Genomic DNA, 11,765 nt, shown 5'->3' on the forward strand with positions numbered 1-11,765 from the left:
TTTGACAACACTTTTAGTTGACATAAGTAGGAGAAAGTCATGAACTTAATGAACAATATTACGAAAAATTGACATAAAACAAAATTTTCTTTCATTAATTATTTTTGTGTTATAACAATAGCGAATTATTCACGGAGTATCATAACAGCTTGAGTTATTGAAAACACTACGTTTTATTTTAAAATATAGATGAATGTACTTAATGAACGATATGTTTCTTATTTTCTAAATCTCTTTTTTCTAAAAGGATTCGCTATGATAATTCTAGTGAAAACGATATCAAAGAGAAAATTTAGAAAAGAGGTAGCATAAAGTGAAATTACTGAAAAATCTGACCGTTCAGGTTATAGCTGCAATCATTCTAGGGGTGATTGTTGGGGCTATCTTCCCTGAGTTTGGTGCAAGCCTTAAAATCCTGGCCGACTTATTCATTAAGCTAATTAAAATGTTAATCGCCCCTATTATCTTCTTAACCGTTGTAATCGGAATCGGTAGTATGGGAGATATGAAAAAGGTTGGAAAAATCGGAGGAAAGGCATTACTGTATTTCGAAATTGTCTCTACCATTGCCTTAGCAATCGGTATTGCTGTTGCATTAATCGTTAGCCCTGGTACAGGTTTAGATACATCTGGTGCTTCCGAAGCCGATATCTCAAAGTATACAACTGCTGCAGCAGAGTCTGAGCAAGGCTTAGGCGCTTTCATCTCTAGCATTATTCCTGAAAACGTTATAGGTGCACTTGCAACAGGACAATTACTTCCTGTGTTATTCTCTGCAATATTGTTCGGCTTAGCTGCTGCTTCTATTGGGACACCTGCAAAACCTGTCATCACATTTTTTGAACAAGTGGCAGAAATTTTCTTCAAAATCGTAAGTATGGTGATGAAAATATCTCCAATAGGTGCTTTTGGTGCAATGGCCTTTACGATTGGTAATTTCGGTTTGAAATCGTTAGGCAACTTAGGCTTATTAATGGCCGCAGTATACATTACAATGTTCTTATTCGTAGTTTTTGTTTTAGGAACAATCGCAAAATTCTTCGGCTTCAATATTTTTAAATTTATCGCTTATATAAAAGAGGAGATTTTCTTAGTAATTGGTACTTCATCTTCTGAATCCGCCTTGCCATCTATGATGCGAAAATTAGAAAACTTTGGTTGCTCTAAACAAGTTGTTGGATTAGTAGTACCAACCGGTTATTCCTTCAATCTTGATGGAACGTCCATCTACCTGTCAATGGCTGCATTATTTATTGCACAAGCATATGGAATGGAATTGACGTGGATTCAAATCATTACACTTCTTGGTATTTTAATGATTACGTCTAAAGGGGCCGCTGGTGTAACAGGTTCTGGTTTTATCACATTAGCAGCAACACTTGCTGCTTTCCCAATGATTCCAGTCGAAGGGATTGCGCTATTAATTGGAGTTGACCGCTTCATGTCTGAGGCACGTGCCGTAACAAATTTAATTGGTAACGGTGTAGCTTGTGTAGTCGTATCGAAATCTGAAAAAGAGTTTGATGTAGAAATGCAAGAACGTGCACTTCAAGGAAAAAATACTATTGTGTCTTAAATCTAATGCGCTCATTTACATCTGAAAACGCTGAGAGCCTGAAGCAAAAGTAAACGCTCCACTACTTTTACCCTAGGGAACAAGCGACCTCGAGGATGTAGCGCTTTAGCCTAGAGATCTACTATGTTCTAGGTTATCCACTGGCAAAAATTCTATATTTTCCTTAACTACAAGAAAGGGTAGTGATGACAGCTAGTTGCTGTTTTCACTACCCTTTTTTATTTAACATATTGTTCAAGCAAGCGTTGCGTATTTGTTGATTGCTCGAGTGCTTTCTTCTCTTTTGCCCAATATATCAAATATTGCTGGTCCCCAATATTAAAAACCATCTGCTGTAATTCCTCACTTAACTCAGAGCTAATAGCGACTTTTAAAATATCCACTTCATATAAAGGCTCTCCTTTAATTTCGTAGACAATATGATAGAGTGGTTTTTCTTCAAATATAGTTCGTTCTTTTTTGCTTAGTTTCTTAACATGGCTTAGCGGATAGTTTTCAATATAGGCTGTTGCATCTTGACCTGTTGCCCTAAATAAAGATTGCTCTCCTTTAAATAGCTCGATTGCATCAATTTCTGATGAGTGATCTAAAATGCGTGAAATAGCCTCTTCCTCATTTTTGTCGCGAAACTGCAATGTAAAAGCGACAATCAGAATAATTGCAGCAAATATAACTAGTTTCCATCTTCGTTTATTCATTTTCATTACCCATTCAATGCCTTTTTGACAAAGCGGTTAATATCTACATCCGCCCCAATGACAAGCATAATATCTCCTAGTAAAATTTTATCACTCGCCTGCGGAGACACGATGATATCTGCACCACGCTTAAGACCTACAATATTAATCCCGTACTTTGCACGAATATCTAGATCCATAATAGAATAACCTGCAATCGCATCATTTGCCTTAAGCTCCATAATTGAATGTTCATCCGAAAGCTCCAAATAATCAAGCACTGTATTAGACAGCATATTATTGGCAATACGTATCCCCATATCACGCTCAGGATGCACGACAAAATCTGCACCAATTTTACGCAGAACTTTTTCATGGTAATCATTCTGTGCCTTTACAGTAATCTGCTGAACGCCTATTTCTTTTAAAATAATAGTCGTCAAAATACTAGCCTGAATATCTTCACCAATCGCTACGATCACATGCTCAAAATTACGAATACCTAATGAATTTAATACCGATTCATCTGTCGAATCTGCGATAACGGCCTGTGTGGCAATGGAAGCAAACTCGTCCACTCGCTCTGAGGAATGATCTATCGCCATAACTTGTGCGCCTTGACTCATTAGTTCGCGGCAAATGCTTCCTCCAAAACGTCCAAGTCCAATGACAGCAAACTCTTTTTTCATCATTAAAAATCCCTCCGAAAACTACTATACCATTATTGTAACGTATTCTCTGCTATATGTATCGTCAAAACAAGAGACTATTCGTCAATAAAGTCAATCCTTGTACAGGACCGTTCTGCTTAGTGGCTTTTTTGTTCGGTTGCCGTTAGGAAATGATAATTGGGTTAGCCGAGGAAGTGATCAGGTTTGCACCATAACTGCTCGGGTTGACCGAAGAAGTGATCGGGTTTGTCTCAAATCTGATCGGGTTGCCCAAGGAAGTGATCGCGTTTGTCTCAAATCTGATGGGTTGACTGAAGAAGTGATCGGGGTAGCCTCAAATCTGATCGGGTTGCACGAGGAAGTGATCGGGTTTGTCTCAAAACTGATCGGGTTGCACGAGGAAGTGATCGCGTTTGTCTCAAATCTGATCGGGTTGCACGAGGAAGTGATCGCGTTTGTCTCAAATCTGATCGGGTTGCACGAGGAAGTGATCGGGTTGCCCAAGGAAGTGATCAGGTTAGCCTCAAATCTGCTCAGGTTGCCCGAGGAAGTGATCAGCTTTGCACTATAACTGCTCGGGTTGCCCAAGGAAGTGATCGGGGTAGCCTCAAATCTGATCGGGTTGCCAAAGGAAGTGATCGGGTTTGTCTCAAATCTGATCGGGTTGACCGATGAAGTGATCAGCTTTGCACCAAATCTGATCGGGTTGCCCAAGGAAGTGATCGGGTTTGTCTCAAATCTGATCGGGTTGCACGAAGAAGTGATCGGGTTTGTCTCAAATCTGATCGGGTTGCCCAAGGAAGTGATCGGGTTAGCCTCTTTTTCATTCGGGGCACGCCTTGATTTGATCGGATTACTTTCCTTTTTCGCTCGGGTTGGATAATGAACGTTCCACCTGATTTTTTCGCTCAAATAACTAGGATACTCTCCGATCCCCCCCATCTTTTTTCCATAAAAAAGACGAGGATTAAAATATCCCCGCCTCTTAATCTGCAATTTTATGCGTTGCGCATTTCATCTAAAACACGATTTACACGCTTTTCTAGCATTTTCATACCGCTACCACCAGCTTGCATGTGACGAAGCTGACCATCTTTATCGAACACAAAATATGCAGGTACGTATTGATTTTCAAAAGCATCTGTTAGCTTTAATTCGCTATCAACAAAGATTGGTTGAACAATATCATGCTCTGCTGCTACCGATTTGATTGTTTCTAAATTTGTATCTTCCTCAGAGCGAGGCATATGCACTGCAATAACGTTTAGCTCATCTTTGTATTGGTCACGGAAATTGTTCACATCCGGCATTGCCTCTTTACATAGATGGCAACTAACTGACCAGAAGTGGATTAACGTTGGTTTTTCGCCTACTAATTCCGCTTTTGTTACTTCTCCATTTAACCAAGTCGTTGCGCCTACAAGTTCAGGCATTTGTTCACGAAGTTTCATAAAACATTCTCCTTTTTCTATATCAAGTTTAAAAAAATCCCCACAAACTTGCTGTGGGGACTCTTTATTTTTGAATGATCAATTTCGCCAAGCCTCGAATTCAGTTCAATGCCTGACATAAAAACTCTTCATCAATTATACCTCGGCATAATTGCGTCCGGAGGCTTTAACTTCTTTCAGTAACTGAATGAAGTTAATTATAGAGTTGCTTGACCTGGGCGCCAGTTTGCTGGGCAAAGACCACCAGTTTGTAAAGCTTGAAGTACACGTAAAGTTTCGTCTACATCACGGCCGATGTTGTTATCGAATACTGTTTGGTATTTTAATTCGCCTTCTGGGCTGATGATGAATAAGCCGCGTAGTGCGATACCCTCTTCTTCAATTAATACACCATATTCTTTTGAAATTTCGTGATTTGTATCTGCTGCTAATGGATATTTTAACTCGCCAAGACCATTTTTAGTGCGGTCAGTGTTAATCCAAGCTAAGTGAGTGTGAATTGTATCAGTAGAAACACCGATTACTTCTGCATCTAAGTCTTCGAACTCATCGTAACGATCGCTCATTGCAGTGATTTCTGTTGGACATACGAAAGTGAAGTCCATTGGATAGAAGAAAAGAACTGTCCATTTGTCTTGTGCTTTAATGTCTTCTAATGATACTTTACCAAATGATTTGTCTGGAAGTACTGCTTCCATTGTAAAGTTAGGTGCTTGTTTACCTACCATGCGTTCTGCCATTATAAATCCCTCCGATTGAATATGTAGTGTATATATTCCATTCGCACCTGCGAACTCGTCTTCTACGATAACAGAGTAATCGTAGATTTTCAAACAAGTAAACTTCACAAAAGTGCGCATTTAAAATTGTCTGACAAATTTTCGTCAAATCCCCAAATGGAATAGCTGCTACAGCCTATTTATTAGCTATCTTTAACAATTTTATTCTTATTTAAACGAAATTTTTCTATGCGGTATTTATGTATAATTTCTAAAAATTTCATCTACTTTTTTTTCATAAAAAACGATTGCAAATTCTTTATTATTATGTATAATTGTAATGGTTTTAGTAAACTAAAAGTTTCGTTAAAGTAAACTTCATATTTCAAAAGTTTATGATTGCTAAACTTCTTCTAGGAGGGAAAAGATGCAAATAGGAGCAAAAATTAAAGCGCTTCGTTTAAAAAAAGGTCTTACCCAAGAGGAACTTGGAGAACGTACAGATTTAAGTAAAGGGTATATCTCTCAATTAGAACGTGATCTAAATTCACCTTCTATTGAAACTCTTTTTTCATTATTAGAAGTTTTAGGGTCAACACCTAAGGAATTTTTCGATGATGAAGCACCTGAACAAAAGGTTGTATATACAGAAGAAGATCAATCCACTTATACAGACGAAGAAAAAAAATATGAAATTCAGTGGCTCATTCCTACTTCAAATGAAAAAGAGATGGAGCCTATTTTCTTGACACTTGCTGCTGAGGGGGAATTCAAACAGTTTGAGCCCTCACTCTCAGAAACATTTATTTATGTTGTCGAAGGACGTATTCGTCTCGTTTTAGGAGATGAACAGTACATAGCGAGTGAAGGCAATGCTCTCTATTTTGACGCGACAGATCATCACCAAATTTTTAATGCACATGCTGATGAAACAAAAATTTTACTTGTCGCAACGGATTCATATTTATAGCTTAAGGAGGCACATCTATGACAACGAATTCGATTATCCGCTTTGAAAATGTTTCAAAGTCCTATAATGACGGCACGGTCGTCTTAAAAAACATTAACTTGGAGCTAGAAAAGGGAAAATTCTATACACTGCTAGGTCCTTCTGGTTGTGGTAAAACAACTATTTTACGTATGATTGCTGGATTCACAGAACCGACTACAGGAAATATCTATTTTCATGATAAAAAAATCAACTCAGTGCCAGCAAATGAACGCCAAGTAAATACTGTTTTTCAGGATTACGCGTTGTTCCCTCATTTAAACGTTTTTGAAAACGTCGCGTTTGGGCTTCGCATAAAAAAACTCCCTGAGAATGAAATTAAAAACCGTGTTGCTGAAGCATTAAAATTCGTTAACTTATCAGGCTATAGCAATCGTGAAATTTCTGAAATGTCTGGTGGTCAACGCCAACGTGTAGCTATTGCTCGTGCGATTGTGAACGATCCTGAAGTAATTTTACTGGATGAGCCTCTTTCTGCTTTAGATTTAAAGCTACGCACAGAGATGCAATATGAGCTACGAGAGTTACAACAACGACTTGGGAAAACATTTGTATTTGTCACACACGATCAAGAAGAAGCACTTGCCATGAGTGATGAAATATTTGTCTTAAGTGAAGGTGAAATTCAACAATCTGGAACACCAGTAGATATTTATGATGAGCCAATTAACCGCTTCGTTGCTGACTTTATTGGTGAATCAAATATTGTTCCTGGCGTAATGATTGAAGATTTCAAAGTAGAATTTGCTGGAAAAGTTTTCGAATGTGTTGACCAAGGTATGAAACCAAACGAAAAAATTGATATTGTCATTCGACCAGAGGATTTAGAAATGACAACAATCGATAAAGGCAAACTTGTCGTTAAAGTTGATACTCAATTGTTCCGCGGGGTGCATTATGAATTATCCACGTACGACAAAGATGGTAATGAATGGCTTGTGCATTCATTGAAAAAAGCTGATGTAGGGACAGAAATTGGCTTAGACTTCGATCCAGAAGCAATTCATGTAATGCGCTTAAATGAAACAGAAGAAGAATTCGATAAACGTTTAGAAGCGTATGGAGACGACGAAGATGCAAACTAAGACTTCGAAATCAGCCTTATTTCCTTATGTTTTATGGATTGCATTTTTCGTTATCACGCCGATTGCCCTTGTTGTTTACTATTCCCTACTAGACATACATGGCAATTTTACACTTGATAACTATAAAGCATTCTTTACTTCTGTCTATTTAAAAATGACATTAAGTTCCTTCTGGTATGCATTTTTAATTACGTTCTTTACGTTACTTGTTTCGTATCCAACAGCTTATTTTTTAACAAAGACCAAACATAAACAGCTTTGGCTTTTACTAATTATTATTCCTTCTTGGATTAATCTTTTGTTAAAAACATATGCCTTTATTGGGATTTTCGGCTTGTACGGCCCATTAAATGCATTTATCGAAGTATTTGGTTTTGATCCGAAGCAAATGCTATTCACTGATATTAGCTTTGTGTTCGTATCCGTTTATATTTTTATTCCATTTATGATTTTACCGATTTTCAACTCATTGGATCGTTTAAATCCGGCTCTTATTTATGCAGCACGTGATTTAGGGGCATCAGCCTTTACTACATTCCGTCGCGTTATATTGCCTTTAACAATGGATGGTGTTAAATCAGGTATACAAGTTGTATTTATTCCTGCATTATCACTTTTCATGATTACTCGTTTAATTGCAGGAAACCGTGTTATTACACTGGGGACAGCTATTGAACAACAATTCCTTGTAACCCAAAACTGGGGAATGGGTTCAACAATTGCTGTTTTCTTAATTTTATTTATGGTCATCATTATGTTAATTACAGGACAGAAAAAGGATAAAGGAGGTCGCGTACGATGAAAAAACTATCTGCTACAGCAAGAGTGTATTTAGCGATTGTTTTTATCGTTTTGTATGCACCTATCTTCTATTTAGTATTCTATTCGTTCAATAGTGGCGGATCGATGAATAATTTTGAGTCCTTTACGTTAGAACATTATAAAGCTGTGTTTGAGGATTCACGTCTACTCGTAATTCTAATCAACACAGTCATCGTGGCATTACTTTCTGCATTGATTTCTACAATCATCGGGACACTAGGTGCTATTGGTATTGTCACTGTTAAAGATTCAAAAATGCGCAATACACTACTTTCCTTAAACAATGTGTTAATTGTGAGTCCGGATGTCATTATTGGCGCAAGCTTTTTAATTTTATTCACAATGATTGGTATTAAATTAGGCTTTACTTCTGTGTTAATAGCACATGTAGCGTTCAGTGTCCCAATTGTTGTACTAATGGTTTTACCGAAACTATTAGAAATGAATAAATCATTAATCGATGCTGCATTAGATTTAGGCGCAACGAAAAAAGATGTCATGATGCGTGTTATTTTACCGTATATTCAACCTGGTATTTTTGCAGGGTTCTTCCTTGCCTTAACGTACTCTCTAGATGATTTTGCGGTAACGTTTTTCGTGACAGGTAACGGCTTCAGTACACTATCTGTTGAGATTTACTCGATGGCACGTGCCGGTATTTCTTTAACGGTTAACGCTATTTCTGGTTTAGTATTCTTTGTTACGGTTATCGTCGTAGTTGGCTATTACTTCATTACAAGCCGTGCTAGTAAAAGAACGGGGGGAACTCAATGAAGCAATTAATTCAAGCAACAGTCGCAATCCTTGTCGTTTCCGCCCTTTTGTTCTATGCTGCTGACACCCTAAGTGCCGGCGGGGGGAAAAGTGGTAAAGATACGTTAACCATCTTTAACTGGGGGGAATATATTGACCCGGATTTGCTGAAGCAATTTGAGAAAGAAACAGGCATTCACGTCATCTATGAAACGTTCGATTCAAATGAAGCAATGATGACAAAAATTCAACAAGGTGGTACAGCTTACGATATCGCAGTACCTTCTGAATATATGATTGAAAAAATGAAGGAAGAGAACTTACTTATTCCTTTAGATAAAACGAAAATCCCTAATTTTAAAAATATTGACCCTTATTTTTTAGATTTACCATTTGATAACGACAATAAATATTCTGTCCCATATTTCTGGGGAACAGTCGGTATTGTCTATAATCCAAAGCTCGTAGGAAATCTAGACTTCTCATCTTGGAAGGACTTATGGGATCCTTCATTAAAGCGTAAAGTCTTTTTAGTAGACGGTGCACGTGAGGTAATTGGTATGGGCTTAAACAGTCTTGGCTACTCACTTAACTCTTTAAATAACCAGGAGCTACGTAAAGCTACTGATAAACTAATCACTTTGGCGCCAAATGTTAAAGCCGTTATCGGGGATGAAATTACACCACTGATGGTTAATAATGAAGCTGCTGTGGCACTCACTTGGTCTGGGCAAGCAGCAGACATGTTGTCAGAAAATGAAGATTTAGACTTTGCTGTACCAAAAGAAGGCTCTAACTTATGGTTTGACAATATGGTTATCCCAAAAACATCAAAAAATATTGATGGTGCACATGCCTTCATTAATTTTATGTTGAAAGCTGAATCGGGTGCTAAAAACGCTGACTATGTAGGCTATTCTACTCCTAATATTGCAGCGATGAAGTTAATGGATAAAGAAGTTGTATCTGATAAGCGCTTCTATCCTTCTGAAGAACAACGTAAAACATTAGAAGTTTATAAAAACCTAGGTCCTGATTACTTAGGCAAATACAATGAGCTGTTTTTAGAATTTAAAATGAGTATTCGATAAACTATTTTAACCGATTTGAAGCTGTTCTCACGTTACAAACGTTGAGAACAGCTTTTTTTCGTTTAACTGAAGTTAAACTTCTGTTGAAAAACTTAACAAAAGTACCCACATAACTTTACTAGTAAATCTCAGACTTATAGTCAATAGTAAACGTACAAGCCTTGTGGTAGACTGTAGTATATTTGAATAAAGAAAGGGGTATTCGATGACCCTGCAGAAGTCTAACAAGGCGGCTTTGTATATTTTAATGTTTAATATGTTTATCGCAATGGGGAGTATCGGAATTATTATTCCTGTCATGCCTGATTATTTAAAACTATTTGGTGCTGCAGGACAAGTACTTGGTATGTTGATTGCAACGTTCGCCTTTGCACAATTCGTATTTTCTCCTATCGCTGGGAATCTATCGGATCAATACGGTCGAAAAAATCTCATTATTTTCGGTCTTATCGTAACAGGACTTGCACAAATTGGTTTCGGGCTTTCTACAGATGTGTGGATGCTCTTCTTGGCACGCTTTTTAGGTGGTCTTGGTTCTGCATTTGTAGCTCCTCCTATAATGGCTTTTGTGGCTGACGTCACAACGTATGAGGAACGAGGAAAAGGTATGGGTATGCTAGGGGCAGCAATGTCCTTTGGTTTTATGATTGGACCAGGTATCGGTGGATTCCTCTCAAAAGTTAGTTTGCATTTTCCATTTTATACTGCTGGATGTGCAGCTATCTTAGCGGCTATTCTATCGTTCTTTTTATTACCTGCTACAAAACCGAACACTGCGAAAAAAGCGCAGAAGCAGGATAATCTTGCAAAGCAGATGGCACGTTCAGTCCGTATGCCTTATTTTGTCATGCTAATTATCATGCTTGTATTCTCTTTCGGGATTGCTAACTTCCAAACAACATTATCATTATTTGTTACAGAAAAGTTTAATTACACCCCTACTGATATCGCCATTATATTAGTTATGGGTGGCGCTTTTGGTGTTGTTGTACAGATGTTTGTTATTACACCACTGTTTAATCGCTTCGGCGAAATGAAAGTAGTGTTAGTCAATTTATTTATTGCAGCCGTTTCGATTTTCTTAATATTATTCGCATCTGGCTTTGCACTTATTTTAATTGTAGCGACAATCTTCTCTACAGCTACGACATTGATTCGCCCAGCTGTCAACACACTGATATCAAAGCTTGCTGAAAATGAGCAAGGCTATGCAGCTGGTCTAAATAATGCGTATATGAGTCTTGGTAATATGATTGGTCCAGCTTTAGCAGGTGTATTATTCGATTGGAATATGAACAGTCCTTATATTTTCGGGTCTATTATTTTAATGGCTTGCTTCTTCCTTGCCCTTATTTGGACAATGAAAAAAGCACCACATCTTATGCATCCTGATACAAATTAGTCTGAAAAGTTATTGACTAATTTTAGTAGTATGCTACATTATTTATGAGAAAAACAACAAATCAATTTCGCCTTGGCGTAATTGCGTCCGGATTTTGAATTGTGCCCGCACAATTCATTCCTTTCAAAATCCGTGACATCCGCCGGAGGCTTTACTTATTTCAGCGGATGTATGGATACCTGCTGAAAAGCAACTTAAAACCAGCATTCATCTCACCACCTATAAAGGTGGAAGACTACTGCTGAAAGAAGTTAATTTAATTACCACTAGGGGAGTCTTTAAAAGGCTGAGACGTATATGGTCATATACAGACCCTTTGAACCTGATCTAGTTCACACTAGCGGAGGGAAGTGGCGACACTTGCTTTTTGTTATGTAAATGCAGGGCCGCTTCCTATTGTTTTTAGGAAGCGGCTTTTTTTACGCTTTAGCGGCGGAACTCCCCCAGTTTAGCGGCGATTCTCTCACTTTTGGCGGCGGAACTCCCCAGTTTAGCGGCGGTTCTCTCAC

General features: G+C 37.9%; 13 protein-coding genes and 1 riboswitch. Of the genes, 9 read left to right on the forward strand and 4 right to left on the reverse strand.

The genetic code is table 11. From position 1 onward, the window contains the following. The first annotated feature begins 313 nt into the window (after window positions 1–313). Complete coding sequence (locus tag ACFVT8_RS11875) at window positions 314–1,576, forward strand: dicarboxylate/amino acid:cation symporter (protein ID WP_387079694.1); 1,263 nt, start codon at window positions 314–316, stop codon at window positions 1,574–1,576. 218 nt (window positions 1,577–1,794) lie between these two features. On the opposite strand, the gene ACFVT8_RS11880 is transcribed toward ACFVT8_RS11875, so the two are convergent. Next, the gene (locus ACFVT8_RS11880; RefSeq protein ID WP_387079693.1) at window positions 1,795–2,274 is read right to left on the reverse strand and encodes a hypothetical protein; all 480 of its coding nucleotides are present in this window, start codon (window positions 2,272–2,274) and stop codon (window positions 1,795–1,797) included. A 5-nt stretch (window positions 2,275–2,279) separates the two neighbouring features. Beyond that, entirely contained in the window at window positions 2,280–2,942 is a 663-nt protein-coding gene (locus ACFVT8_RS11885; protein ID WP_387081472.1) for a potassium channel family protein, read from the reverse strand. 289 nt (window positions 2,943–3,231) lie between these two features. Between ACFVT8_RS11885 and ACFVT8_RS11890 the strand changes: the two genes are divergently transcribed. Together ACFVT8_RS11890 and ACFVT8_RS11895 are read left to right on the forward strand one after the other, a co-directional pair. Further along, a complete protein-coding gene (locus ACFVT8_RS11890; RefSeq protein ID WP_387079692.1) occupies window positions 3,232–3,495 on the forward strand; it encodes a hypothetical protein in 264 nt (87 codons plus the stop codon). Window positions 3,496–3,516: 21 nt separating this feature from the next. Next, window positions 3,517–3,807 carry a hypothetical protein gene (locus ACFVT8_RS11895; RefSeq protein ID WP_387079690.1) on the forward strand — a complete coding sequence of 97 codons (291 nt, stop codon included), beginning with the start codon at window positions 3,517–3,519 and terminating at the stop codon, window positions 3,805–3,807. A 115-nt stretch (window positions 3,808–3,922) separates the two neighbouring features. On the opposite strand, the gene ACFVT8_RS11900 is transcribed toward ACFVT8_RS11895, so the two are convergent. Further along, on the reverse strand, window positions 3,923–4,375 hold the full coding sequence (locus tag ACFVT8_RS11900) for a TlpA family protein disulfide reductase (RefSeq protein WP_370045930.1): 453 nt from the start codon (window positions 4,373–4,375) through the stop codon (window positions 3,923–3,925). Between the two features lie 197 nt (window positions 4,376–4,572). Then, the gene (locus ACFVT8_RS11905; protein ID WP_387079687.1) at window positions 4,573–5,115 is read right to left on the reverse strand and encodes a peroxiredoxin; all 543 of its coding nucleotides are present in this window, start codon (window positions 5,113–5,115) and stop codon (window positions 4,573–4,575) included. A gap of 406 nt (window positions 5,116–5,521) precedes the next feature. On the opposite strand from ACFVT8_RS11905, the gene ACFVT8_RS11910 reads away from it, so the two are divergent. From ACFVT8_RS11910 to ACFVT8_RS11935, 6 genes are all read left to right on the forward strand, one after another. Continuing rightward, complete coding sequence (locus ACFVT8_RS11910) at window positions 5,522–6,064, forward strand: helix-turn-helix domain-containing protein (RefSeq protein ID WP_337991443.1); 543 nt, start codon at window positions 5,522–5,524, stop codon at window positions 6,062–6,064. Window positions 6,065–6,081: 17 nt separating this feature from the next. Continuing rightward, entirely contained in the window at window positions 6,082–7,188 is a 1,107-nt protein-coding gene (locus ACFVT8_RS11915; protein WP_387079685.1) for an ABC transporter ATP-binding protein, read from the forward strand. Then, a complete protein-coding gene (locus ACFVT8_RS11920; protein ID WP_387079683.1) occupies window positions 7,178–7,990 on the forward strand; it encodes an ABC transporter permease in 813 nt (270 codons plus the stop codon). The genes ACFVT8_RS11915 and ACFVT8_RS11920 overlap by 11 nt, the downstream gene beginning before the upstream one ends. Beyond that, a complete protein-coding gene (locus ACFVT8_RS11925; RefSeq protein ID WP_387079681.1) occupies window positions 7,987–8,784 on the forward strand; it encodes an ABC transporter permease in 798 nt (265 codons plus the stop codon). Before ACFVT8_RS11920 ends, ACFVT8_RS11925 begins: the two co-directional genes overlap by 4 nt. Then, window positions 8,781–9,854 carry an ABC transporter substrate-binding protein gene (locus ACFVT8_RS11930; protein WP_387079679.1) on the forward strand — a complete coding sequence of 358 codons (1,074 nt, stop codon included), beginning with the start codon at window positions 8,781–8,783 and terminating at the stop codon, window positions 9,852–9,854. Before ACFVT8_RS11925 ends, ACFVT8_RS11930 begins: the two co-directional genes overlap by 4 nt. A 205-nt stretch (window positions 9,855–10,059) precedes the next feature. Continuing rightward, a complete protein-coding gene (locus tag ACFVT8_RS11935) occupies window positions 10,060–11,256 on the forward strand; it encodes an MFS transporter (protein WP_387079677.1) in 1,197 nt (398 codons plus the stop codon). A 258-nt stretch (window positions 11,257–11,514) separates the two neighbouring features. Then, window positions 11,515–11,622: riboswitch (TPP riboswitch) on the forward strand. Window positions 11,623–11,765 lie beyond the last annotated feature (143 nt).

The sequence above is a fragment of the Lysinibacillus sp. NPDC058147 genome (assembly GCF_042884205.1).
Lineage (GTDB): Bacteria > Bacillota > Bacilli > Bacillales_A > Planococcaceae > Lysinibacillus.

Bases quoted from the DNA above. Each gene is read 5' to 3' on its own strand.
- ACFVT8_RS11915 (WP_387079685.1), top strand. From the start codon at position 6,082: ATGACAACGAATTCGATTATCCGCTTTGAAAATGTTTCAAAGTCCTAT.
- ACFVT8_RS11930 (WP_387079679.1), top strand. From the start codon at position 8,781: ATGAAGCAATTAATTCAAGCAACAGTCGCAATCCTTGTCGTTTCCGCC.
- ACFVT8_RS11885 (WP_387081472.1), bottom strand. From the start codon at position 2,942: ATGAAAAAAGAGTTTGCTGTCATTGGACTTGGACGTTTTGGAGGAAGC.
- ACFVT8_RS11880 (WP_387079693.1), bottom strand. From the start codon at position 2,274: ATGAATAAACGAAGATGGAAACTAGTTATATTTGCTGCAATTATTCTG.
- ACFVT8_RS11935 (WP_387079677.1), top strand. From the start codon at position 10,060: ATGACCCTGCAGAAGTCTAACAAGGCGGCTTTGTATATTTTAATGTTT.
- ACFVT8_RS11905 (WP_387079687.1), bottom strand. From the start codon at position 5,115: ATGGCAGAACGCATGGTAGGTAAACAAGCACCTAACTTTACAATGGAA.
- ACFVT8_RS11925 (WP_387079681.1), top strand. From the start codon at position 7,987: ATGAAAAAACTATCTGCTACAGCAAGAGTGTATTTAGCGATTGTTTTT.
- ACFVT8_RS11900 (WP_370045930.1), bottom strand. From the start codon at position 4,375: ATGAAACTTCGTGAACAAATGCCTGAACTTGTAGGCGCAACGACTTGG.
- ACFVT8_RS11920 (WP_387079683.1), top strand. From the start codon at position 7,178: ATGCAAACTAAGACTTCGAAATCAGCCTTATTTCCTTATGTTTTATGG.
- ACFVT8_RS11910 (WP_337991443.1), top strand. From the start codon at position 5,522: ATGCAAATAGGAGCAAAAATTAAAGCGCTTCGTTTAAAAAAAGGTCTT.